This is a genomic window from Flavobacterium adhaerens (genome assembly GCF_040045115.1).
Classification (GTDB): domain Bacteria; phylum Bacteroidota; class Bacteroidia; order Flavobacteriales; family Flavobacteriaceae; genus Flavobacterium; species Flavobacterium adhaerens.
In genome coordinates this window covers 310,737-336,031 of sequence record NZ_JBDLZX010000003.1, presented here as the reverse complement: position 1 = coordinate 336,031, position 25,295 = coordinate 310,737, and the positions used below count along the sequence as shown (strand labels likewise).

The window sequence follows — 25,295 nt, the reverse complement described above, 5'->3', positions numbered from 1 at the left end:
AATTCGTGTTTATCTACTTAGAATAAGCTTTGCTGTTTCGTAGGATTTTCATGTTCCAACAACCATTTTTTTCGCCACAAACCACCTGCGTAACCAGTAAGCGAACCATCAGTCCCAATCACTCTATGACAGGGAACAACAATCCAAAGCGGATTTTTTCCATTGGCCGAAGCTACTGCACGAATGGCTTTCACCTCGCCCAGTTTTTTAGATAATTCTAAATAAGACATGGTTTTTCCAAATGGAATTTCGAGTAAGGATTGCCATACTTTTTGCTGAAAATCGGTTCCTTTTGGATTGATTTTGAAATCGAAATCGGTTCGTTTGCCTTCAAAATATTCGTTGAGTTGCGAAACAGATTCTTGTAATTCTGACGGAATTTCATCGGAAACATTGCCATCGTCTAAAACAGAAATGGAACTCACTCCCATTTCGTCCCCAGAAATTTTGGCTATTCCTAATGGTGTTTTGATGTGAACCGTTATTTGATTGTTATTTTTCATGCTTTCTTTTCAGATTCATTAAAAATTCAATAGCTATTTTCGCTATTTCGGACAGATTCTCTTTTGGTGTTGCCAGCAAAATATCGGTAAATAGATTCGATTGTTTCAACTCGACAAATCCCAATTCAGGTTCTTGGTAATTTTTGGCCACATTGGCGGGTACAATCGAAATACCCAAACCGTTTTTGACCAATTGAATAATCGACGAAATATTATTAGATTCATGAACTACTTGGGGTTCAAACCCAAAGCGAGCGCAAATTTCCAATAACTGGTCATAATACCGCGGCGCATAATCTTTATTAAAAAAGACAAAAGTTTCTTTTTTCAAATGTACTAAATCCTCTTCTGAATTTATATCGTATTTATTTCGATCAAAAACCAACGAAAAACTGTCTTTAAACCACAATTGCGAATCGATTTTGGGTGAATGCAAAGGCGCACGAATGATTCCGAGATCTATTTTTCCTTCTTCGAGAGCTGCAATTTGTTTAACGGTTGGGACTTCGTACAAACGGAAATTCACGTAAGGATATTTTTCCGATAAAAACTGAAGTAATTTTGAAATATCTCCCGAAAAAGTAGAACTCACATAGGCAATTCGGAATTCACCGCTTTGGTTTTGACTGATTTTTTGGGTGGTCAAATTGATGCGTTCCAAATTTTGAACCAATTCTTTTATCTCTTTTTGATAATATTTTCCTGCATCGGTCAAAACTACACGCTTGTTGTTTCGTTCAAATAAAGTTGCTCCCAATTCGGTTTCCAATTCTTTGATTTGGCGACTCAACGGTGGCTGCGAAATAAACAATTTATCTGCAGCCCGAACAAAGCTCAATTCTTCGGCGAGTTTGAGGAAATATTTTAAATGACGTAATTCCATAAATACTTATTAGGTATTGATTATTGTAAAAATAAGTATTTTTAAGTCATATATAAAAATTTTAGGTTTGTGATATCAATATCAAATATGTCAAATCGAGCGAAGTCGTGATTCATGTTTTTTGTAAAAAAGAGTTTCGACTGCGCTCAACTTGACAATAGAACTTAAACCAAAAATGTTATGGAAAAATCAACAGTAACACAAATCAAAGAACGTTTTGACAACGATGTAGAACGTTTTGCCAATTTAGAAACTGGACAAGTAGCAACTATGGATGCTCAAATTTCGTTAGAATTGATTACGGCTGCCGCCAAAGCTATAAAACCCAATGCAACCACAGTTTTGGATATTGGTTGCGGAGCAGGGAATTATACGTTGAAAATACTTTCGAAAGTCCCCAATTTAAATTGCACTTTGATTGATTTGAGTTTGCCTATGTTGGAAAGAGCCCAAGAGCGTGTATCGGCTGTAACTACTGGAAGAGTACAAATTGTACAAGGCGATATCCGAGAGATTGATTTAGGTAAAAATCAATTTGATATTATTTTGGCTGGAGCCGTTTTGCATCATTTGCGTGATGATGCCGATTGGGAATTTGTTTTTGCCAAATTATATGATTGTTTGACTCCAGGCGGATGTTTGATGATTTCGGATTTGTTGGTGCAAGATCACGATGGCGTAAATGAAATGGTTTGGGGTAAATATGGGGATTATTTACATCAACACGGTGGAGCAGAATACCAACAAAAAGTGTTTGACTATATTGAAATGGAAGACACGCCACGTTCAATGACGTACCAATTGGATTTGATGAAAAAAGTGGGTTTTTCAAGCACCGAAATTTTACATAAAAACAGTTGTTTTGGAGCGTTTGGAGCGATAAAATAATGATTTAAAAATACAAAACCATCCCTGTTTTTGAGATGGTTTTGTGTTTTTAGCCCTGATAGAAGCGGCATCCTTTTGTGGCGGGGTTCGCCACAAGAGATATAGCGGATAGCAGGATTAAGCTCCTAATCCTTTGATAAACTCAGGATGATAATTATTTCAAATTTGAATACATATAAGCTTCTACCGCTTTTAATTCCTCATCTGTAAAGGTTTTGGTAATTTCCAGATTGGCTTGCATCACGGCAAATTGTGCTGGATCTACGATAGCTTCACTTTCTCCTTTAAGGAAATGTACCATATTCCCATTTTTCTCTTTATAGATTTTGGCAATTTCTTTGATGCTTGGACCAATTACTTTTTGGTCAGGCTGATGACAGGCGGTGCAGTTGCCTTTTCCCTCGAAAATTTCTTTGCCTAAAGCTTGAGGTGTTTGAGCTGCAACTTCTGTTTCAGTTGCCGTTTGTTCTGGTTTTCCAAAGGATTCCTGACTTTCTTTTTTACAAGAGAATGCAAGAAAAGCTAGAGTTATAAGTACTATTTTTTTCATTATTTCTGATTTAAAAGTATCGCTGCTTCTTTGGCAAAATAAGTCGAAATCAAACTAGCTCCGGCACGTTTGATACACATCAGTTGCTCCATCATGATTTTATCGTTGTCCAACCAACCTTTTTCAGCTGCGGCTTTGATCATTGCATATTCACCAGAAACGTGATATACGGTTACAGGAACATTGACTGCGTTTTTTACTTCGCGAACAATATCCAAATAGGCAATTCCGGGTTTTACCATGACCATATCGGCTCCTTCCTCGACATCCCAAAGGGCTTCTTTTACCGCTTCGATGCGGTTAGCATAGTCCATTTGGTAGGTTTTTTTGTCTTTTGGTACTTTGACATCGGCTTGTTTTGGAGCAGAATCCAATGCGTCACGGAAAGGCCCGTAAAAAGCCGAAGCATATTTAGCCGAATAACTCATGATTCCCACATTATGGAAACCAGCAGCATCCAAACCTTGGCGCAAGCGCAATACACGTCCGTCCATCATATCCGATGGTGCTACAAAATCGGCACCCGCTTCGGCATGCGAAACTGCCATTTTTACCAAAGCATCGTTGGTAGCATCGTTTTCGACATCGCCATTAGCGATAACTCCGTCATGACCGTAAATAGAATACGGATCTAAAGCCACATCTGGCATCACAATCATTTCCGGACAAGCCGATTTGATGGCACGAATAGCTTGTTGCATCAATCCGTTTGGATTCCATGCTTCTTTACCAGTATTGTCTTTTAGGTTTTCGCTTACTTTTACGTAGATATTTACGGCACGAATCCCAAGAGAAAATAATTCTTTTACTTCCTCAACTGTTAAATCTATCGAGCGACGAAAAATCCCGGGCATTGAAGGGATTTCAACCTTTACGTTTTCGCCTTCGGCAATAAACATTGGGAACATAAAATCGGATGGACTTAAAGTTGTTTCACGAACTAATGAACGAATGGATTCGTTAACACGTAATCTTCTACCTCTTTGTAATGGGAACATAATGATTATAGATTGTAGATTTAGATTGCAGATTTAGGATTAAAACAAATTGAGGGAATCAATAATTTCATAAAAAAGCAATACAAAATCAATAGTTTAAATAGATTTTTTTTGAAAGTCTCAAAGTTACGGATATTGGTCTAAATTACGGTGAGCAAATCTACAAACAAGGCTTACTTTAATAAAATTTTAGGCTTTTTTGATGGGTTTGGTTTTTCGAAATTTAATAGTAAATTCGCTATATGAAGAAAATTCTTATTCTACTTATTTGTTTTTTGTGTACAAGTTGTTTTGAAATCACCGAAAAAATCAAACATCACCGAGATCAAAGTGGCGAGTATTCGATTACTGTTGATTTTTCAAAATCTTGGTTAAAGACCAAATCGGCAATGCTATTAGAAGAAATTGACGGTACGAAAATTCCAAATGAAGACGAAATTACTCAAAAGCTTAATGATTTTAAACGTACGGCATCCAAGATTGATGGGATTTCGAATATAATAACCACCACTAATTTTGATGATTATATTTTTACCATTAGTCTTAATTATAAAAATGTAGCGGCATTGAATGCGGCAATGAACGCGGTTAACAAGCAAAACGAAAGAGTTTATGTTGTATCCAATAATGCGAACTCCTTTGAGCGTCGTGCCAATTATCCTATCCCAGAAAAACTCGCCAACGACCCTAAACGAAAATCGGATCTGGAACAAGCCAACGTTATAAGTATTTATACTTTCGATACCGAAATTGCAACTGTAAACAATGCGAGCAGTAAGATTTCTAAGAACAAAAAGTCTGTTTTCTTAAAGCACACGGTTTATAATGTTCTCAAAAAATCATCTTTGATGAATAATAGTATTCAATTAACCCATTAAACCCTATCATGAAAAATCTTTTTTTCCAATTTCTATTACTGTGTAGTTCTTTTGCCATAGCACAAACAAAACATCAAGCTCACGATTTTTTTGTACAATACAATGGAGATCAGCTTACTAAAAAAGTAAGTGTTGCTGAGGTTTTAAACCATTCATTGTTTAAAGAATACAATAAAGAAAATCAAGAATTTACTGCTCAAGAAATGGAATTGGTTTTTAAAATGAATGAAAAAATTACGGCTAATGGGGTTTTTGCCGATACACTTTCGTTTTATCAAATTACAATTCCTGTAAAAAATAGCTCGTTGTTAAAGGAAATTATGCTACGCAAAAGAAAGGTTTTTAAAGATTCTGTTGCGGTTGAAACAGTAAAAAAAGTCGAAGATTTTGGAAATTTTTCTATGGTACTCTCAGATACTATTTCTAAGAAAGCCACTATAGCTTGGAATCAGGATTATTTGGTTATTTTAGAATTAACCGACAAATATTCTTATGACAATTTTGCCAACATGGAAGTTCTTGAAGAAATAGATGCTGAGACCTCTGAGATAGATTCAACAGCTATAGAAGTACCCAACGAATCGACTGTGATTATAGAAGATGAAACTGTAGAAACGGATGTTGTAACGACAGAGGAAGATAATGCCGATACAAATTATTTTGAAAATAATGATTCGTATGACAATTATTTGGTTCAAAAAGCGGCATTCGAACGTTTACAAAGCCAAAATCAAGAAGAGTTTGTAAAATTGTTGTTTAAAGATGGTTTTGTGCCACCGCATTCCGATAAGGTTGATGGCAACGCTGATATTTCATCGTGGATTAGTTGTGATTCTTTTTTAAAAAATGCATACAAAACCTATGGTATTTCGAGTGTTACGGGTGGTATGAACAATTATTTTGCTAGAGCTAATGGCCTTGGTAATTTTATCAAAGGCATTAATGTTAATGCTTATTTTGATCCCAATAATGCCCGCATTGAAGAATTGATCGAGTATGATGAGGCATCAATCAAAATGGTTGAAAAAATAATGGATCGAAAAATCAATAAAAAAATCTATTCTTATTTTCCAACCGAAAAACCAATTGGTTTCTTTTCTTATCACATCGATACCAAAGAATTACTGACCAATTTCCCATCCTTTACCAACCAATTATTTAGTGGGTCATCTCTTTTTAATGAAGATATTACTTTGTTGACCGATTTAATTTCGACTATAATTGACGAAAAGGCTACGGCAACTTTATTAGATGGTGATTTCAGTTTTTTTGTAAACGATGTTGTTCAAAAAGAAATCAAAATCAAAACGTATGATTATAATGAGAATTTTGAAGAGATAGAAAAAGAAGAAATTGTAACCAAATCTATTCCTCTTTTCACGGCTGTTTTTACCTCTACACACCCTACATTTGTTGATAAATTAATGCAACTGGCTGTTCGAAAAGGAATGCTAAAACAAGAAAATAATCGATACTATTTTACAAAAACGAGTGAGTATGGAGATCTTTTTATCTTAAAAGACCAAGATGTTGTTGTGATTGCTAATGATCCCGATGCTTTTAATGGAACTTCAAATGGCACTTTCGTAAAAGACGTTAAAAGCAACTTGAAGAGAAATTCTTTTATTGCCAAAGTTGATTTTGAAAAAGTGATGAGTACCTATCTCCAAAATAAAGAGAAAACAATTTATGACGATAAATTTTTACGTTTGGGGCAACACTTCAATAGTTTCGAAATGAATTCTTCTAAAAAACTAAAAGACAATAAATATCGTTTTGAAATGAAGCTAAATTCTACTCAAAATGATAAAAATATCATTCTACAATTTTTAGATGCTATTCAAGAGATGAAATAAAAAATGGTTTAAAGAAGCTATCCGAAAAGTCATAATCTTGTAAGCTGAACTTGTTTCAGCTTCTTTAAATGCTTAACTATTGATTATTTTTAGATTCCGAAATAAATTCGGAATGACAAAAACAAGGCCTTTTGGATAGCAACTTTTTGTTTATAGACTATACCCAATCAATTGGGTTTTCTAATATTTTTACCAATTTTTCTTCTTCGCTTCCAGTTTCGGGATGATGGTCGTACACCCATTGCACGTGAGGAGGTAAAGACATCAAAATACTCTCGATTCTACCGTTGGTTTTTAAGCCGAAGAGCGTGCCTTTATCATGCACCAAATTAAACTCAACATAACGACCACGACGAATTTCCTGCCAAGTTCGCTGTTCTGGAGTATAAGGCAAATCTTTTCTGCGCTCTACAATTGGTAAATAAGCTTGTAAAAAGCTATTTCCTACTTCGGTTACAAAATTGTACCAGTCTTGCATCGAACGTTCTTCTGTGGCTTTTAAATAGTCAAAAAACAAACCGCCAAGACCACGAGCTTCGTTACGATGTGCGTTCCAAAAGTATTCGTCGCATTTCTTTTTGTACAACGGATAAAATTCGGAATTGTGCTTGTCACAGGCAGTTTTACAAGTTTGATGAAAATGTTTTCCATCTTCTTCAAACAGATAATAAGGCGTTAAATCTTGTCCGCCACCAAACCATTGATTGATTATTTCACCTTTTTGATTGTACATTTCAAAATAACGCCAATTGGCATGCACCGTTGGCACCATTGGATTCTTTGGATGGATAACCAAACTCAGTCCACAGGCAAAAAAATCGGCTTCGCCCACATTGAACATTTTTTGCATCGTATCGGGCAATTTACCGTGTACAGCCGAAATGTTTACACCGCCTTTTTCGAAAACGGCTCCGTTTTCAATCACTCGAGTTCGTCCGCCACCGCCTTCTGGTCGTTCCCAAATATCCTCACGGAATTTGGCTGATCCATCAATGTTTTCTAAACCTTTGCAGATTTGATCCTGAAGGGTTTGTATGTATGTGTAGAATTGGTTTTTCATTGTGAATGTATTAAGTATTGAGTATCAAGTATAAAGATTTTGTCTTGATACTTAATTCTTAATTCTTTGTACTAAGAGTTGTATTCCTTAACCGCCTCGATAAACGCCTTAGCGTGATCTACTGGAATATTTGGTAAAATTCCGTGACCTAAGTTTACAATGTATTTGTCTTTTCCGAATTCGTCAATCATTTCGTGTACCATTTTTTTGATGGTTGGAATTGGCGAAAGTAATCTCGATGGATCAAAATTTCCTTGTAAAGTGATATTTCCTCCTGACAAATAACGGGCATTTCTGGCAGTACAAGTCCAATCTACACCCAATGCCGAAGCTTTACTTTTTCCCATTTCGTTCAAAGCAAACCAACAACCTTTTCCGAAAACAATAACTGGAGTAACCTCAGCCAAAGCTTCAACGATTTGGTTGATGTATTTCCAGGAGAATTCTTGATAGTCTGTTGGAGAAAGCATCCCGCCCCAAGAATCAAAAATCTGAACTGCATTGACACCCGCTTTTACTTTTTCTTTTAAATATAAAATGGTTGTATCAGTAATTTTTTGCAACAAAGTATGCGCTGCAACTGGGTTAGAGAAGCAAAATCCTTTGGCAGTGTCAAAACTTTTTGAGCCTTTTCCTTCTACAGCATAACAAAAAATCGTCCAAGGCGAACCTGCAAAACCAATCAAAGGCACTTCATTATCTAACATTTCTTTGGTCAATTTTACCGCGTCAAAAACATAACCTAAAGTTTCATTTACATCCGGAACATAAACCTGATTTACCTGCTCCATTGTACGAATTGGATTTGGGATAATGGGACCTAAATTGTCTTTCAACTCAACGTGAATTCCCATCGCTCTTGGTACTACCAAAATATCCGAAAACAAAATTGCTGCATCGGGTTTTACTATTCGGATAGGTTGAACCGTAATTTCGGCAGCCAATTCTGGAGTTTCGCAACGGGTGAAAAAATCATATTTGTCACGCAAAGCTCTAAATTCTGGTAAATATCTTCCTGCCTGACGCATCATCCATACTGGTGGGCGTTGAACTGTTTCTCCTTTTAATGCTTTTAAAAATAGGTCGTTTTTTAACATTTTTGTTTTATGTATTTAAACCTAACCAGTTTTTAAGACCTGTTAGGTTTGTTAATTAGGTTTTTATTATAAATATTCTCCAAATACAGCTTCAATCACATCTTCAATGGTTGGTTCTTCAGCAATGATGATGTTTTTGGTTGTTTTTTCTAATGCTTGTGCTGTAGTTGTGCCAATGCAAAAACAAAATTCTTTTTTAATGGTATTTTGTTTTAGATAACTTTCTACGCCCGATGGACTAAAAAAAAGTATGGCTTGTACAGGATCTTTTATTTTATGAGGGGTAAGGGTGGTTTCGTACACTTCAATTTCATTGAAGACGATTCCAGCTTGTTTTAAAGCATCGGGTAAGGTATCACGGCGTTTGTTACCGCAAAAAAAAGTATATTTTTCTGTTTTGTAAATTAGCGTAATAATTTCGGCCAAATCAGCAGCATATCCAGTGTATGCTATTACTTCAAAACCATTTTCTTCGAGCAAACTTTTGGTTTTTAGCCCTACACAATATACTTTTTTGACTTTTAATTTTTCTAAATCAGGATGCTGTAAAATGCTTTCTACAGCATTTTGACTGGTGAAAATCAAACTTTCGTTTAGTTTTTTTAAATCAAAAGGTCTGTTTTTAGTGGCAATAAAATCTTTTTCAATGAGTTCGAAACCTGCATCGACAACTGGTTTTCTTTGATAATCAGCAAGTATTTTGGTAGAAAGTATTTTCATTTGTTGCTTTATTATTTTTTCAAAGTAGCTTTAATAGTTGCCATTAATTCGGTACCACCGTTTTCTAGAATTTCTTTAGCACAATTGAACCCTAATTTTTTCCAATCTTCAACTGGAACTGTTTTTTCGATTTCTAATTTTTGTTTTCCATCTATAGACAACAAAGCGCCTTTGAAAGTAAAAGTATCTTCTAATTCGCTATAGGTAGCTAATGCACCAATAGGCGCAGTACAACCTCCTTCTAGAATTTTTAGAAATTGTCTTTCGATATGAGTGCAAACTTCAGTTTCAACATCATTCAATTGCGAAACAGCATCTAAAGTATATTCGTCATTTGCCATTGCCACAACTACCATTGCACCTTGTGCTGGTGCAGGAATCATCCAATCTAGATTGATGAATTCGGTTGGTTTCAGGTTGATTCTTTCTAAACCAGCTGCGGCAAAAACAGCACCGTTCCAATCGTTGTCCTTTAGTTTTTGCATACGCGTGTTTACGTTTCCGCGCAAATCGACTACCGTATGCTCTGGATATTTGTTGAGCCACATGGCTTGACGGCGCAAACTTCCGGTAGCAATGATTCCGTTTGTTTCTAGAAAATTCAGATTGCCTTTGTGAACCAAAATATCTACTGTATTAGCTCTTTCCAAAACGGCTCCTTGAACAATTCCAATTGGTAAAGTCGTTGGCACATCTTTCATAGAGTGAACAGCAATATCCACTTGACCGTTAATCATGGCAATATCCAACGTTTTGGTGAAAATTCCTGTAATTCCCAGTTCATAAAGTGGTTTGTCTAGGATAATATCGCCTTCTGATTTTACCGCAACAATTTCTGTTTTATAGCCTAAATCGTTTAGTTTTTTCTCGACAGTGTGGGCTTGCCAAAGTGCTAATTCGCTATCGCGAGTTCCTATTCTGATTGTTTTTTGGGCCATTTTGTTGTTTGTTTTTTGCTTTACAAGTTGAGGATGATGTGTAGTTATTTTCTATTATAATCAAACTTATAGAGCTTATGTGCTTTTTAGAATTTTTAAGATGCTTTTATTTTGAAAACTTTTTCAATCCATTCGATGCTTTCATCGACCATGGTGTTGTCATCTTTTAAGTGATTTGCAAAATGTGTAGTGATTTTTTGAATAATACGATTGCTGATAATTTCAGCTTGTTCTTCGTTAAAATCTGCTATTTTTTTACTTTGAAAATCTAATTCTGAATTTTTAATAGAGTTTAATTTTTCTTTCAAAGCATTTATCGTTGGAGCAAATTTTCGAACTTTCGTCCACGCCAAAAATTCTTCTTTGATTTCTTCGATAATAGCTTCGGCTGCAGGAATGTGAGCTTTTCTGTTTTCTAAAGTTTCATCTGTAATTTGCGATAAATGATCCATGTGGATTAAGGTAACTCCATCCAAATCTTTTACATTTTCATTGACATTTTTTGGAATCGATAAATCTAATATCAATAATGGCTTTTTCAAATTCAAGATCGCTTTGTCAATAGTTGGATTTTGAGCACCAGTGGCAACAATAACAACATCTGCTTTTTGCAATTCAAGATGTAACTCGGAGTAATCTTTTACAATTAGATTGAGTTTTCCAGCTAATTTTTCAGCCTTGTCCTTGGTTCTATTGATTAGAGTGATGTGCTCGTTTTTGGTATGCTTTACGAGGTTTTCACAGGTATTTCTACCGATTTTTCCTGTGCCAAAAAGTAAAATATTTTTACTTCCGATATCTTCTACATTTTTGATGATATATTGTACTGATGCAAACGAAACGGATGTAGCTCCCGAACTGATTTCGGTTTCATTTTTAATTTTTTTGCTGGACTGAATTACAGCATTTACCAATCGTTCCATGTAGGCATTGGCTAAGCCCATAGCTTTTGCCTCTGCAAATCCGTTGCGAATTTGACTGATGATTTCAAAATCTCCTAGAATTTGACTGTCTAAACCTGTTCCTACTCGAAATAAATGCGAAATCGCTTCTTGATTTTTATATACGTTGGCTACTTTTTGAAAATCTTCGACAGTACCACTGCTGTTGTCACAAAGTAATTTGATTAATTGAAATGGATGTTCTGCAAAACCGTAAATCTCGGTTCTGTTGCAGGTTGAGGTAACAAATAAATTTTGAATTCCTTCGTTTTGGGCTTGTTTTAGTAAATTTGTTTTGGCAGTAGCATCTAAACTAAATTTACCTCTTATCTCAGCATCTGCCTTTTTGTAACTAAGGCCTATTGAATAAAAATAAAGATGCTTCGAAATAGTATGATTTTCCATATTTTCACTTTCACTTAAAAGTTCTACAAAATTATTATTATACTTTCGATAAAAACAACGCTAAAAGTTCTTTTTGTAACGCTTAGTGCTTTTTTGAATTTAATTCGTTGTTTTTTAATAAAAACAATTATTTTTGTAGCATTATCAAGGGTTTATTTTTGTTTTATTTAGAGTCGTTCTAAATAAAAACAATCTCCAAAAGTCTTTTTTTTATAAAAAAAATATCGCTATGGGTTCTCAAGAAATTATAACTATCGAAGATGATTTTACATTAATCCGTTTTCAAAATGATAGTGAAATAGGTTTTCAAGCGCAGCATCAGGTTAATAGTGGGTTGATTCAATTTCATTTTGGATTGAAAGGTCATGCAAAACTTTTGTTTAACCAAGGCAATTATACTTTGGAGTTAAATGATGAAAAATCATTACTCTTATACAATCCGCAAAAGGAACTACCGCTTAATTTGGAATTGGCACCCAATACTTGGGTAATTTCGATTTTGATATCGATTCAAAAATTTCATCGATTATTTTCTAATGATTCTGGTCATATTCCTTTTTTAAGCGAAGAAAATAAAGACAAAAAATATTACAAAGATGGTGATATCAGTCCATCGATGGCAATAGTTTTAAGCCAGTTGTTTCATTATAACTTAAATCCTTCGATCAAAAATTTATATTATAAAGGGAAAGGGTATGAGTTATTAAGTCTGTATTTTAATAGAACCGAAGATCCAAATGCAGAACAATGTCCGTTTCTTGTTGATGAAGATAATGTTTTGAAAATCAAAAAAGCCAAAGAAATTATCATTGCCAATATGGCTGAACCTCCAGGATTACAAGAATTGGCCGATGAAATAGGATTGACATTAAAAAAACTCAAAATGGGTTTTAAGCAAATCTACGGAGACACCGTTTATGGCTATCTTTTTGATTACAAAATGGATTATGCACGTCAGCTTTTGGATAGCGGATCTTATAACGTGAATGAAGTTGGTCTTAAAATCGGATACAGCACAGGAAGTCATTTTATTGCTGCTTTCAAGAAGAAATTTGGGACAACTCCTAAAAAGTATTTAATGTCTATTAATACAAATGTATAATCACTATCGATTTTACAAATCAAAACATAACTAAAAAATAACATTTATCATATTTCGAAAAAGGGGCATTGGCTACTTTTGACAAAAATTTATAAAACAGTTGCTTAAAGTCTAGAACTTAAAGCAAAAGCAAAAAAAAGAATAATGAAAGGCGTATTATTAGTAAACCTAGGATCTCCAGAAAGTCCAACTCCAAAAGATGTAAAACCGTATTTAGACGAATTTTTAATGGATAAATACGTAATTGATGTTCCGTATTTGTTGCGTGCCTTATTAGTTCGTGGTATTATTTTAAGAAAAAGACCGGAAGAATCAGCTCATGCTTACGCAAAAATTTGGTGGGACGAAGGTTCGCCTTTAGTAGTTCTTTCTGAAAGAATGCAGCAAAAAGTACAGCCTTTAGTAAATGTTCCCGTGGCGCTGGCAATGCGTTACGGAACTATGACCATTGAAAAAGGATTACAGGAATTGCACGATAAAGGCGTTACCGAAGTATTGCTTTTCCCGTTGTATCCACAATATGCGATGGCTTCAACACTGACAATTTTAGTAAAAGCAGAAGAAATTCGCAAAAAGAAATTTCCTCAAATGACATTTACGGATGTTCCTGCGTTTTACAATAAAGCAGATTATATTCAGAATTTGGCGGATTCGATGAAAAAACATTTAGAAAGTTTTGAATACGATCATTTGTTGTTTTCTTATCACGGAATTCCGGAGCGTCACATTCGTAAGACGGATGTGACCAAATCGCATTGTAAAATTGATGGTTCTTGTTGCAATACGCCATCACCGGCACACGAATTTTGTTACCGTCACCAGTGTTATGAAACCACAAAATTGGTAATTGAAAAACTTGGTATTCCAAAAGACAAATATAGTTTGACTTTTCAATCCCGATTAGCAGGCGACAAATGGTTGGAACCTTATACCGATGTTGAAATCAACAATATGCCGGCAAAAGGAATTAAAAAATTAGCTGTAGTAACTCCTGCTTTTGTTTCGGATTGCTTAGAAACATTAGAAGAAATTGCCATGCGAGCAAAAGAAGAATTTGAAGAAAATGGTGGTGAAGATTTCTTGGCAATTCCTTGTTTGAATGATGATGACGAATGGTGTCAAACGGTTGGGAACTGGATCAATGATTGGGCAAAATAGATTTAAGATTACTGAATGTTGATTAACGATTTCAGATTTAAATATTAAATTCATGTTTTCAGAATACATAATATCAGAAATCTAAAATCGTTAATCTGAAATCTAAAATTCTTTATGGAATATTACAACTACCTAAAATCGCTACATTTAATTTTTGTAATCACCTGGTTCGCCGGACTTTTTTATATTGTTCGCTTGTTTGTGTATCAAATTGAAGCAGCCGATAAACCTTCTCCCGAAAAGGAGATTTTGCAAAAACAATTCAAAATCATGAGTTACAGACTGTGGTATATTATCACCTGGCCATCGGCAATTTTAGCGAGTATTTTTGCTTTTTGGATGTTGTTTTTTACCCCTACGGGAAATGCCTGGTTGCAAATGCCCTGGATGCATGTTAAACTTGGCTTTGTTTTTGTGTTGTATTTGTATCATTTAAAATGCCACCAAATATTTAAACAATTGCAAAATGATGCCGTAAAATACACGACAAATTTCATGCGTCTGTGGAATGAAGGAGCTACCATCATTCTTTTTGCAGTAGTGTTTTTAGTGATTTTAAAAAATGCTGTTAACTGGATTTATGGTGTAATTGGGATTGTATTATTTTCGGTTTTAATCATGCTGGGTTTTAAATTTTATAAAAGAATCAGAGAGAGAAACAGTAAACAGTAAACAGTTTTTTAGTGATCAGATGTTAGAAAGGACTGAATACTCAGATACTGAATACTGAACACTCAAAAAATTGAACACAAAGAATATGTTTAGAAATTTTAAGATTCCATTAATTTCATTGCGTATTAGAATCTTCTTTTCGATGGTTATCATAATCATTGCTACCTCTTTTTTACTCCTAAGTATTTCGATTTTTCAATATAAAAATGTCGCAAAAAAGTACAATCAAAGACGAATAGAAAGCATGGAAAGTTATGTAAAAAAGCATATCGATTACATGCTTTCAACCATTTCTTACCCTCTTACAGATGATAATATTAAATTAATTTTTAAAGATAAAATTCATGAAATCTCGGATATTCAAAACGCCGAAATTCAAATTTATTCTTTGGATGGGAATCTAATAAAATCCTCAAAAGAAACTTTTTTAGTTGAAGAAAAATCACCAAAGGTTTCTAAATTCATTCTTCGATTAGTTAATGCCTCTATCGAAAAAAGATTTGTCGAGGTCAAAACCATTAACGGAATCAAATACCGTTCTTCCTACAGTTTGATTAAAAACAAAAAATTCAAACCCATTGCGATCCTAAAATTACCGAACATTCCCGATGATGGTTATTATGAAAAGGAACTCAACAATTTTTTGGTTCAGTTAGCACAAGTTTATTCGTTGATGATTGCAATTGCATTTGGTTTGGCGTATATTCTTTCGTCTTTTATTACCAAACCAATATATGATTTTGCCGAGAGATTAAGAGAAACTAGTTTGAATAGGAAGATCGAAAAAATTCCATTTTCGACCAAAATCAAAGAAATCAATATGTTATTGTTGGCTTATAATAGAATGACCGAAGAGCTGGAAAAAAACGCTATAGTTTTAGCTCAAAACGAACGCGATTTGGCATGGAGAGAAATGGCAAAACAAGTAGCACACGAAATCAAAAATCCACTTACGCCTATGCGTCTCACGATTCAAAGTTTTCAACGAAAGTTTGATCCTGCGGATGCTACTATCAGACAAAAACTCAATGATTTCTCCGAATCTCTTATTCAGCAAATCGATACGATGACTTCTGTGGCTTCGGCATTTTCGGACTTTGCTTCGATGCCAGTTCAGCAAAATGAAATCTTGGATGTAGTTGAGGTAGTCGAATTGACATTGGATATTTTTAATGAAGATTATATCGTATTTGAATGTTCCGAAAATGAGATTATTACCAAAATAGATCGCACTCAACTCATACGAATTGTTACCAATTTAGTCAAAAATGCCACTCAAGCCATTCCTGATGACCAAGAAACAAAGATGGTTTTGGTTGCCATTACCAGAGAAAATGATCAATTTACAATCATTGTCAAAGATAACGGTACGGGAATAAAACCAGAAAATATGGATAATATTTTTGAACCCAAATTTACTACTAAAAATAGCGGAATGGGCTTAGGATTAGGAATTATCAAAAACATCATAGAAAACTATAACGGAACAATTACCTTTGAAACTAAATTCGGAAGAGGAACTATTTTTACCGTAACACTTCCAATAACTCACAACTAAAAAAATAACGATGAATTACGAAAATCTTTTAATTACAATTGAGAATAACATCGCTACCGTTGTTATTAATAGACCTGCAAAACTCAATGCGTTGAATATTGCAACTATAAATGATTTGCACAAAGCAATCAAGGTATTGGGGAAAAACAAAGAAATTCAAGTCATTATACTTACTGGAAGTGGTGAAAAAGCTTTTGTTGCTGGGGCAGATATTTCGGAATTTGCTCATTTTACTATAGAAGAAGGAGCACAATTGGCTTTTCAAGGTCAAGAATTGCTTTTTAATTATATCGAAAATCTAAAAACTCCTGTAATTGCGGCCATTAACGGTTTTGCATTGGGAGGCGGTTTAGAATTGGCAATGGCTTGCCATTTTAGAGTTGCTTCCGAAAATGCCAAAATGGGACTTCCAGAAGTTTCTCTTGGTGTTATTCCTGGCTATGGAGGAACACAACGATTACCACAATTAGTGGGTAAAGGACGTGCCATGGAAATGATTATGACGGCCGAAATGATTACGGCTGAGCAAGCCAAAAATTTCGGTTTAGTGAATCATGTGGTTCCGCAATCGGAACTCTTAGCGTTTACGACAACAATTGCTGAAAAAATAATGAAGAATTCTCCTTATGCCATTGGTAGAGCCATAAAATCGATCAATGCTAATTTTGCCGATGGTAAAAATGGATACGAAACCGAGATTAAAAACTTCGGACGTTGTTTTGGGACTGCTGATTTTAATGAAGGGACCAAGGCATTTTTAGAAAAAAGAAAAGCAGTTTTTAAGGGGAAATAGGAATAAGTATTCAGTAGGCAGGAATTAGTGTTCAGTTGTTAATTAGCCAATTCTACATTAGATCATTTTTCACGCAGATTCCGCAGATTCACGCAGATTTTTAGATCGCTAAAAAACAAAAAATCCGTGTTTGTCAGTTTAATCCGTGTCATCCATGGTCTATTGCATAATCTTGGATTAATTGAATTCTCTTTTCAAATATCATATTATTATACTTTTTTGATATCGTAATCTCATATTATTATATTTTTGTAAACTTTCAAAATATAACTCCATAAAAAAACTAACGTATGTCCTTCCAACCTGTATTTGCCGAATTCTGGGAAAAAGTAAAAGAAAGCATCGAAGATAAAACCTTTGCTAAGCTCACTTTGGCCAAAACAATTGGTAACACCGAATTGAAAAATATTTATGTTCGTCCGGTTTTATTAGAGAATGATGAGGTTAAGATTTCTATAATTGCCCGATATAGAATGGAAGAAATAGAAAGTTTTCATTCGCTGGAAGAAGCTTTTTTTGTTTTAGCGCCTTATATGAACAATCCATTTTTGACAGCAATATTGTTTACTATTGAAAATGATCTTACTTTCAAAATCAATAAAAAAAGAGCTGGGAGTATTATAGAACAAGCTCCAACTTTTCTACATGCCTCAGATGTGATTTTGGAAATGAAAGAGAAGGGAATGTAAGAAGATTTAAAACAACATTATAAAATAACAAAGCCACTTAACTAGTGGCTTTGTTGCTTTAAAAAGAGAATTTAAAAAAAACATCAAACGTAAAAAAATGATTTTAATTCCATCCTCCACCTAAAGTTTTGTACATGTTTACCCTAGCAGTCATTTGGTCTTTTTTGGTTTCTACTAATTGAATTTTCGATTCCAAAGCATCGCGTTGGGTTAATAAAACTTCCATATAATCAGCTCTTGCTGCACTAAAAAGTTTGTTGGTAATTTCGATAGAATTGGTCAAAGCTTCGACCTGATGTTCTTTTTGGTCGTAGCTTTTCTTCAGATTTTCAATTTTAGACAATCCATTTAAAACTTCAATATGAGCATTTAAGATGGTTTTTTCATATTCAAAAACAGCCTGTAATTGTTTATCATTAGCATTGTAATACGAAGCTTTGATAGCATTTCTGTTAATCACTGGTGCAATCATATCTCCAGCCAAATTATAGATTAGTGAAGTTGGTGATTGAATAAGATATTTTAAATCAAAAGCTTCAAAACCAACACCTGCTCTTAGAGTAAAGGATGGATAAAAATTGGCACGAGCGACTTTGGTATCTAATTTAGCTGCTTTTAATTCATATTCTGCTTTTCGGATATCAGGGCGATTGGTCAAAAGTTGCGAAGGAATCCCCGAGTCTAATGAACCAATTTGTTTATCAATAAAACTATCCGAATTTCGATTGATATGCTGTGGTGAACGACCAATTAAGAAATTAATTTTATTTTCCATTACTACAATTTCTTGTTGCACATTGTATAGTTCAGCCGTGTTTTTATATACTTCGGCGCTTAATCGCTGTACTCCTAATTCGGTGGCGTGGGCAGCTTCTTTTTGTAAACGAATAGTTTTTAATCCGTTATTTTGAAGTTCTAAATTTTGATTTAAAATTACTAATTTGTTATCCAAAGCTTCCAATTCATAATACGAATCAGCAATTTCAGCAATAAGATTAGTTACCATAAAATGCTGCCCTTCTACAGACGAAAGGTATTCCATTGCTGCCGCTTTCTTAGCATTGCGAAGCTTTTTCCAGACATCTAATTCCCATGTGGCATAAGCTCCTAACGAATAATTTGGCAAGGGTTCTGGGAATTCTTTACCCGGTTTAATTTCGGTATTAGCATCATTGGCACCTTGACTGGTGTAACGACCTACTTTTTCAACTTCGGCAGCAGCACCAATCCCAACAAAAGGAAGGTATTCTCCTTTTCGGGCTTGTATTTCATTTTTAGCGATGTCTATTTGTTGCAACATAATATTCAACTCTTGATTGTTTACCAAGGCAGAATCAATTAGTGTTTTCAGATTTTCATCATTAAAAAAAGCTGTCCATTTAATTTGTGCCGAATTTATAGTGTCATTGCTGGCTACGTTTTGATATTTCTGAGGTAATGAAACCTTCTCATCACGTGTTTCTCTTGTAGGGACACAGCTTTGCAATGCGATGGTAGATAAGGTCAGGATTAGTCCTGACCTTATGTTTATATATTTGAAAATTGGTTTATTCATTTTCATCTCTTTTCATTAATTTTTTCAATTGTTTGTTCATTTCTTTCAATTTCAATTTGAAATTGCTTTCGTTTTCACTAGCATGCATAAACTCTTCGGATGCTGGCTCTTGATGTTCTCCTTGAATCAACTTGCGACCATCGGCCATTTTGGCAAAAGTGTAGTACAATCCAGGAATAATAAAAACCCCAAACAAGGTTCCAATAACCATTCCTCCCATAGCCGAACCACCAATAGTTCGGTTACCAATTGCACCAGCTCCAGTAGCAATAACAAGCGGAATTAATCCAGCGATAAAAGCAAATGATGTCATCAAAATAGGTCTGAATCGCAGTTTAGCTCCTTCTATTGCCGCATCGACAATGCTCATCCCCTGAGCGCGTTTCTGGACGGCGACTTCTACAATTAATACGGCATTTTTACCCAGTAATCCAATAAGCATAATGACTCCAATTTGAGCATAAACATCATTAGATAATCCCATCAATTGTAACAAAGCGAATGAACCAAAAAATCCTACTGGTAATGAAAGTAATACGGCAAGAGGTAATAAAAAGCTTTCGTATTGAGCTGCTAAAACCAAATACACAAATACCAATACAATACCAAACACATACAAAGCATCATTTCCTCGGTTGGCTTCGTCATAAGACAAGCCTTCCCAAGCAATATCGTATCCTCTAGGTAGTTTTGCTTTGGCAACTTCTTTAATGGCATTAATTGCATCGGCACTGGTATAGCCTTTGGCGGGTAATCCGCGGATAGATGCCGAGTTGTATAAGTTGTATCTCGTGATCTCATTAGGGCCTAATTTCTTTTCAATTTTCATAAAAGAAGAGTAAGGGACCATTTCGCCTGCTTCATTTTTTACAAATAATTTCTCCAAATCCGAAGGGATTTTTCGATATTCAGGAGCTGCTTGAGTATAAACTTTAAAGAACTGACCGAATTTAATAAATCCTTGTTCGTAAGTACTTCCGATAAGGATATTCAAGTTATCCATGGCCTTGCCAATTGAAACTCCTTTTTGCATGGCTGCTTGGTTATCAATATTCAGCTTTAACTGAGGATAATTGGCAGAATAAAAAGTAAAGATTCCTGTTAGCTCCTTGCGTTTTTCCAACTCAGCCATGAAATCGTTGTTTACTTTTTGAAATTCCTGATAATCCGTTCCATTGGTTTTATCTAATAAACGCAAAGAAAATCCTCCAGAAGAACCAAAACCAGGGACAGCAGGTGGTTCGAAATACTCGATAACGGCACCTAGATTTTTGGATTTCTCTTCTAATTCTTCCATAATTTCATGTACAGAATGCTTTCTTTCGTCCCAAGGTTTTAAATTAATTAAACAAGTTCCCGCATTTGATCCTCGGCCTTCGGTCATAATTTCATAACCAGCCAAAGAGGATACCGAAGATACTCCATCAATTTCCTCACAAATGCGTTGTAGTTTTTTGGCAACATCATTAGTTCGTTCTAAGGTTGTTCCTGGGGGTGTTTGGATAATGGCATAAATCATTCCTTGATCCTCACTTGGAATAAATCCAGCAGGAAGAGCTTTGTTTGTAAAATAGGTCGCAAAGCAGAATCCAATTAAGATTCCGAAAGTAATTACTCTTCGGTTTACAATGTGCTTTAATATACCAGCGTAATGGCCAGTTAATTTCTCAAATCCTTTGTTAAACCAATCAATAAATCGATCCATAGGCGATTTTTTCTTGGTTTCGCCATGGTTGTGTTTCAGTAACATAGCACAAAGTACTGGCGTAAGTGTTAAAGCAACGATGGCCGAGATGATGATTGATCCTGCCATTGTAATTGAAAATTGACGATAAAATACTCCCACAGGTCCTGTCATAAACGAAATAGGAATAAATACAGATACCATTACCAAAGTGATGGCAATAATGGCTCCTCCAATTTCACCCAATACTGCTTTTGAAGCTTCAAAAGGCGTGAGATGTTCTTCCTGCATTTTTACATGGACGGCCTCGACGACGACTATGGCATCATCGACCACAATACCAATAGCTAATACCAAGGCAAATAGCGTGATTAAGTTAATCGATAAACCAAACATTTGCATTACAAAAAAGGCACCAATCAAGGAAACGGGTACTGCAATAACTGGAATAAGAGTCGAACGCCAGTCTCCTAAAAACAAGAATACTACAATAGACACCAATACGAAAGCATCTCTAAGTGTATCTAAAACTTGTTCGATAGAAGCATCTAAGAAACTCGATACATCATAACTAATTTTGTAACCTACTCCTGGAGGAAGGTCTTTTTCTAATTCTTTTAATTTGGCTTTTACATCTCGGATTACATCACTACCATTAGTCCCTAAAGTTTGTTTTAAAACGATAGAAGCCGATGGTTTTCCGTCCAAATTATCATAAATGTCATAAAACTCACTTCCTAATTCTACATTGGCAATATCACCTAATTTGATCATTTCCCCTTGAGCATTGGATCTAATGATAACATTTTTGTATTCTTCAGGTTCGCTAAAACGATCTCTAAAGGTTAATACATACTCGAGTGCTTGTGATTTTATACCCGAACTTTGCCCAAGCCTTCCTGGTCTTGCTAGGATACTTTGTTCTTGCATGGCTTTCATCACTTCTTCAGCAGAAATATTATAAGCACGCATTCTGTCAGGTTTCAACCAAATACGCATAGCATATTTACGGCTTCCTAAAATTTGGGCACTCGCAATTCCGTTGATACGCTGAATTTCACGAAGCATATTGGTATAGGCATAATTATAAAGGAACTTTTCATCGACTTGATGTCCGTTTTTGCTATACAAATCCACATACATTAGCATACTTGGCTGAACAGGTGTAATGATAACCCCTTCACGTTGAACCAAATCAGGTAACAAAGGCATCACTTGATCGACCCTGGTCTTGACCCTGATAACGGCGACATTTGGGTCGGTTCCGGGTTCAAAAATAACGCGTATGGTTCCTTCTCCAGCACTAGTAGCATCTGAAGCAATATAGCGCATTCCAGGAACTCCGTTAATCGCTGTTTCTAATGGAATTAAAGTTGATTTTACTAATACATCTGAACTTGAACCAGGATAAGCAATAAAAATATTTACTGTTGTTGGCGCAATTTCAGGAAATTGAGAAATGGGTAATTGTTTGATGGCAAGCATCCCCATAAATACAATAATGACCGAAATAACAATCGCTAAAACGGGTCTTTGGATAAACTTTTTAAACATTTTGTTGTGTTTTAAAGGGGTTTTTACTCAGCGTAAACATCAAGCGTTTTCATTACCTTTTTAGGGTCTTCAACATGATATTTCAGTTTTTCATTGGCCTTAACCAATCGTAGTCCATCCAAAAGGATATGATCGTTTGCGTCTAACCCTTTTTTTACAACAAAAAGATTTTCTAAAGTGGTCCCAATTGTAATTTCTCGTTGTCTAACGATTCCGTTTTTATCAATTACAAAAACATAGCGTTTGTCTAAAATTTCAAAAGTGGTTTTTTGAGGAATTAGAAGCACATTTTTTAGCGGAACGGTCATTAAAATGGTTCCTGTTTCACCGTGTCTCAAAATGCCTTTCGGGTTAGGAAATGTGGCTCTAAAGGCAATATTCCCGGTTTCATTATTAAAATCGGCTTCGATGGTTTCTACAATTCCTGTTTGATTAAACTCCATATTGTTAGCCATTCGCAAGCCTACTCTTTCTTTTTTGTTTTTGCCATTACTCATTATGTAATTCAAATATTCTGCTTCCGGAACATTAAAATAAACCCACATTTTACTGTTGTCTGAAAGGGATGTTAGTAGTTCTCCTTCTTCTAACATACTTCCTTCTCTAGCCAATAAATGGTCAATTATACCATCAAACGGAGCTTTGATATTGGTAAAACCAAGATGGGTTTCGGCGAGATTGACTTCGGCATTTGCTTTTGCCAATTTTGCTTTTGCTAATGCTAATTCGTTTGGAGAAACTACTTTGCTATCTGCCAATAGTTTTGTGTTTTTGTATTCAATTTCGGTGGCATTGGCTTCTGCTTTTGCTTTTTGTAAATCTGCTTGATAAATATTTTGCATGATTTCAAATAACGGCTGTCCTTTTCGAACTTTTTGTCCTTCATCTACGAAGATTTTTTGCAGGTAGCCTTTCTCCATAGATCGCACTTCGATGTGCTTTATAGAATGTATTTGGCAAACATATTCTTTGACAATGGCAGTATCCATAACAACAGGATTAGTCACTTCAAATGTCCTTTCTTCTTTTTTTTCTTCTTTATGAGATTGGCAACTTATGGCGCATACAATAACCATAAGACCAATGAAAAAATTGATTTTTTTCATGATATTTTTTAAATTTTAAACGAGAAAATAATGGTGATTTTTTTTAAATGTAGCCATAGAATGAAGGTATCGTTTGTTTATAAACAATATCAAAAATGCTACATAGCTGATGTTGAAACCTAAATTCTGAAAAATCCGAAAACAGGAATATACTTAACTTCAATATGAAGTTAAATACAGAATATTAGGTGTGTTCAGGGTATCAAATTCGGAAAACCTCGAATAAAATGTATAAAGAATTGGAAGGAGAAATAGAGATTCTTTTATCATAAAAAGAAGCCCTATTGGTAGTAGTTGAAATGTGTTTAGGAGAGAGTAGTGTAAAAAAATTGGATACCAAATTGCTTTTTTCAAAGCTTTTTTTGGTAATCATTACCTCTTCTTCTTCTATTTCGTTGTCAGTGTTTTCTATTCCTTTTTTTAAATCCTCTTTTACAGGACTTTTTACTGTTACAGTAAAAATAGTATCATAAAGAAATTTAGAAACGAACGTGCTATTTTCTTGGTGTAGATCTGGATGAACTTTATGAGCTAAGAGTGAACCACTATTTAAAAACAGTAGAATGCCCAAACAGATTATATATTTTAATTTTATGTTCATCAGTGTACAAAACTAATTAGCAAAATAGTTTGGTACAAGTTGTCAGTCCTAAAAAATTGTTAATAATCCAGCGCTAACTTTATATTTATGAATTTGATAATGTAAGTCAAAAAAAAAGCAAATTCAATGAAAATCAATACTAAAAATTATGAATTTAAAAGCCACAAAAATAATTTACTTGGAAAATGTTTATATCTCAGATATCGGTGTTATGGAATAAAAATTGCGATTATTTTACTATATTTATTCATTAAATTTTGTTTTGACAATTCAGACTCCTTTTTCGATGTATTAAATGATAATATTTAATTTTGGAAGTAAGTGGTATTTGAGGTGGAAAAAAAATCAATATCGTAAATAAAAAGTCAGTATGATTACTAAAAAAGTAAATTCAGTACAAGAAGCACTCCAAGGAATTGAAAACGGTATGACTCTCATGCTGGGAGGATTTGGTTTGTGCGGAATTCCAGAAAATGCTATTAATGAGCTGGTCAGCAAGGGTACTAATCAATTAACGTGTATATCAAATAATGCAGGAGTTGATGATTTTGGACTAGGTTTGCTTTTGCAAAAAAAACAAATCAAAAAAATGATATCTTCCTATGTGGGAGAAAATGCTGAATTTGAACGTCAGATGTTATCAGGAGAGCTCGAGGTAGACCTCATTCCACAGGGAACTTTGGCTGAGCGTTGTAGAGCGGCCCAAGCTGGTATTCCTGCATTTTTTACACCCGCTGGATACGGAACTGAAGTAGCCGAAGGAAAAGAAGTACGTGAGTTCAACGGGAAAATGCACATTATGGAAGAAGCTTTCAAAGCCGATTTTGCAATTGTAAAAGCTTGGAAAGGAGATACGGCTGGGAATTTAATTTTTAAGGGAACTGCCAGGAATTTTAATCCCTGTATGTGTGGTGCAGCTAAAATTACTATTGCCGAAGTCGAAGAACTTGTCGAAGCGGGTGCACTTGATCCCAATCAAATACATGTTCCAGGTATTTTGGTAAAGCGAATTTTTCAGGGAGAAAAATTTGAAAAAAGAATAGAACAGAGGACTGTTCGCAAAAAGTAGTGCTCCGTTTTAGTATTCAGTTTAAATCATTAGATCA

The 25,295-nt window shown here is 34.8% G+C and carries 23 protein-coding genes; 10 read left to right on the top strand and 13 right to left on the bottom strand.

What is annotated here, in order from left to right:
• Positions 1-17: 17 nt before the first annotated feature.
• Both ABEB18_RS06025 and ABEB18_RS06020 read right to left on the bottom strand, forming a co-directional pair.
• On the bottom strand, positions 18-503 hold the full coding sequence (locus ABEB18_RS06025; protein WP_348798268.1) for a methylated-DNA--[protein]-cysteine S-methyltransferase: 486 nt from the start codon (positions 501-503) through the stop codon (positions 18-20).
• Positions 493-1,386: a LysR family transcriptional regulator gene (locus tag ABEB18_RS06020; RefSeq protein WP_348798267.1), complete on the bottom strand. Its 894-nt coding sequence runs from the start codon at positions 1,384-1,386 to the stop codon at positions 493-495. Before ABEB18_RS06020 ends, ABEB18_RS06025 begins: the two co-directional genes overlap by 11 nt.
• Positions 1,387-1,566: 180 nt before the next feature.
• Between ABEB18_RS06020 and ABEB18_RS06015 the strand changes: the two genes are divergently transcribed.
• A complete protein-coding gene (locus ABEB18_RS06015) occupies positions 1,567-2,274 on the top strand; it encodes a class I SAM-dependent methyltransferase (protein WP_348798266.1) in 708 nt (235 codons plus the stop codon).
• 154 nt (positions 2,275-2,428) lie between these two features.
• On the opposite strand, the gene ABEB18_RS06010 is transcribed toward ABEB18_RS06015, so the two are convergent.
• Together ABEB18_RS06010 and hemB are read right to left on the bottom strand one after the other, a co-directional pair.
• Entirely contained in the window at positions 2,429-2,824 is a 396-nt protein-coding gene (locus tag ABEB18_RS06010; protein ID WP_348798265.1) for a c-type cytochrome, read from the bottom strand.
• Complete coding sequence (gene hemB, locus ABEB18_RS06005) at positions 2,824-3,822, bottom strand: porphobilinogen synthase (protein WP_348798264.1); 999 nt, start codon at positions 3,820-3,822, stop codon at positions 2,824-2,826. The genes ABEB18_RS06010 and hemB overlap by 1 nt, the downstream gene beginning before the upstream one ends.
• Positions 3,823-4,064: 242 nt before the next feature.
• On the opposite strand from hemB, the gene ABEB18_RS06000 reads away from it, so the two are divergent.
• Positions 4,065-4,700, top strand: coding sequence for a hypothetical protein (locus ABEB18_RS06000; protein WP_348798263.1), 636 nt, complete (start codon positions 4,065-4,067; stop codon positions 4,698-4,700).
• Positions 4,701-4,708: 8 nt separating this feature from the next.
• The gene (locus ABEB18_RS05995) at positions 4,709-6,556 is read left to right on the top strand and encodes a hypothetical protein (protein ID WP_348798262.1); all 1,848 of its coding nucleotides are present in this window, start codon (positions 4,709-4,711) and stop codon (positions 6,554-6,556) included.
• Between the two features lie 157 nt (positions 6,557-6,713).
• Here ABEB18_RS05995 and hemF read toward each other — a convergent pair whose 3' ends face one another.
• From hemF to hemA, 5 genes are all read right to left on the bottom strand, one after another.
• Entirely contained in the window at positions 6,714-7,616 is a 903-nt protein-coding gene (hemF, locus tag ABEB18_RS05990; protein WP_348798260.1) for an oxygen-dependent coproporphyrinogen oxidase, read from the bottom strand.
• A gap of 71 nt (positions 7,617-7,687) precedes the next feature.
• Entirely contained in the window at positions 7,688-8,713 is a 1,026-nt protein-coding gene (gene hemE, locus ABEB18_RS05985; RefSeq protein ID WP_348798258.1) for a uroporphyrinogen decarboxylase, read from the bottom strand.
• A 66-nt stretch (positions 8,714-8,779) separates the two neighbouring features.
• A complete protein-coding gene (locus ABEB18_RS05980; protein WP_348798257.1) occupies positions 8,780-9,433 on the bottom strand; it encodes a uroporphyrinogen-III synthase in 654 nt (217 codons plus the stop codon).
• An 11-nt stretch (positions 9,434-9,444) separates the two neighbouring features.
• Complete coding sequence (gene hemC / locus ABEB18_RS05975) at positions 9,445-10,371, bottom strand: hydroxymethylbilane synthase (RefSeq protein WP_348798256.1); 927 nt, start codon at positions 10,369-10,371, stop codon at positions 9,445-9,447.
• A 95-nt stretch (positions 10,372-10,466) separates the two neighbouring features.
• Positions 10,467-11,717 carry a glutamyl-tRNA reductase gene (hemA, locus tag ABEB18_RS05970; RefSeq protein ID WP_348798254.1) on the bottom strand — a complete coding sequence of 417 codons (1,251 nt, stop codon included), beginning with the start codon at positions 11,715-11,717 and terminating at the stop codon, positions 10,467-10,469.
• Positions 11,718-11,946: 229 nt separating this feature from the next.
• Here hemA and ABEB18_RS05965 point away from each other — a divergent pair, with 229 nt between their 5' ends.
• The 6 genes from ABEB18_RS05965 (at position 11,947) to ABEB18_RS05940 (ending at position 17,689) form a co-directional block, all read left to right on the top strand.
• Complete coding sequence (locus ABEB18_RS05965) at positions 11,947-12,819, top strand: helix-turn-helix transcriptional regulator (RefSeq protein ID WP_348798253.1); 873 nt, start codon at positions 11,947-11,949, stop codon at positions 12,817-12,819.
• 144 nt (positions 12,820-12,963) lie between these two features.
• Positions 12,964-13,977 (top strand): ferrochelatase, encoded by a 1,014-nt coding sequence (gene hemH / locus ABEB18_RS05960; RefSeq protein WP_348798252.1) that lies wholly within the window; start codon positions 12,964-12,966, stop codon positions 13,975-13,977.
• 114 nt (positions 13,978-14,091) lie between these two features.
• Positions 14,092-14,649 carry a CopD family protein gene (locus ABEB18_RS05955; protein ID WP_348798251.1) on the top strand — a complete coding sequence of 186 codons (558 nt, stop codon included), beginning with the start codon at positions 14,092-14,094 and terminating at the stop codon, positions 14,647-14,649.
• A gap of 85 nt (positions 14,650-14,734) precedes the next feature.
• Complete coding sequence (locus ABEB18_RS05950) at positions 14,735-16,207, top strand: sensor histidine kinase (protein WP_348798250.1); 1,473 nt, start codon at positions 14,735-14,737, stop codon at positions 16,205-16,207.
• 10 nt (positions 16,208-16,217) lie between these two features.
• A complete protein-coding gene (locus ABEB18_RS05945; protein ID WP_348798249.1) occupies positions 16,218-17,000 on the top strand; it encodes an enoyl-CoA hydratase/isomerase family protein in 783 nt (260 codons plus the stop codon).
• Between the two features lie 290 nt (positions 17,001-17,290).
• Positions 17,291-17,689 (top strand): hypothetical protein, encoded by a 399-nt coding sequence (locus ABEB18_RS05940; protein WP_348798248.1) that lies wholly within the window; start codon positions 17,291-17,293, stop codon positions 17,687-17,689.
• 103 nt (positions 17,690-17,792) lie between these two features.
• Here the strand turns inward: ABEB18_RS05940 and ABEB18_RS05935 are convergent, their stop codons facing one another.
• The 4 genes from ABEB18_RS05935 to ABEB18_RS05920 all read right to left on the bottom strand — a co-directional run bounded on the left by ABEB18_RS05935 (position 17,793) and on the right by ABEB18_RS05920 (position 24,159).
• On the bottom strand, positions 17,793-19,244 hold the full coding sequence (locus ABEB18_RS05935) for a TolC family protein (protein WP_348798246.1): 1,452 nt from the start codon (positions 19,242-19,244) through the stop codon (positions 17,793-17,795).
• Positions 19,237-22,482 (bottom strand): efflux RND transporter permease subunit, encoded by a 3,246-nt coding sequence (locus ABEB18_RS05930; RefSeq protein WP_348798245.1) that lies wholly within the window; start codon positions 22,480-22,482, stop codon positions 19,237-19,239. Before ABEB18_RS05930 ends, ABEB18_RS05935 begins: the two co-directional genes overlap by 8 nt.
• Positions 22,483-22,505: 23 nt before the next feature.
• Positions 22,506-23,588 (bottom strand): efflux RND transporter periplasmic adaptor subunit, encoded by a 1,083-nt coding sequence (locus ABEB18_RS05925; RefSeq protein WP_348798244.1) that lies wholly within the window; start codon positions 23,586-23,588, stop codon positions 22,506-22,508.
• A gap of 202 nt (positions 23,589-23,790) precedes the next feature.
• Positions 23,791-24,159, bottom strand: a complete 369-nt coding sequence (locus ABEB18_RS05920; protein ID WP_348798243.1) for a hypothetical protein — start codon at positions 24,157-24,159, stop codon at positions 23,791-23,793.
• Between the two features lie 400 nt (positions 24,160-24,559).
• Here ABEB18_RS05920 and ABEB18_RS05915 point away from each other — a divergent pair, with 400 nt between their 5' ends.
• Positions 24,560-25,258, top strand: a complete 699-nt coding sequence (locus ABEB18_RS05915) for a CoA transferase subunit A (RefSeq protein WP_348798242.1) — start codon at positions 24,560-24,562, stop codon at positions 25,256-25,258.
• Positions 25,259-25,295 lie beyond the last annotated feature (37 nt).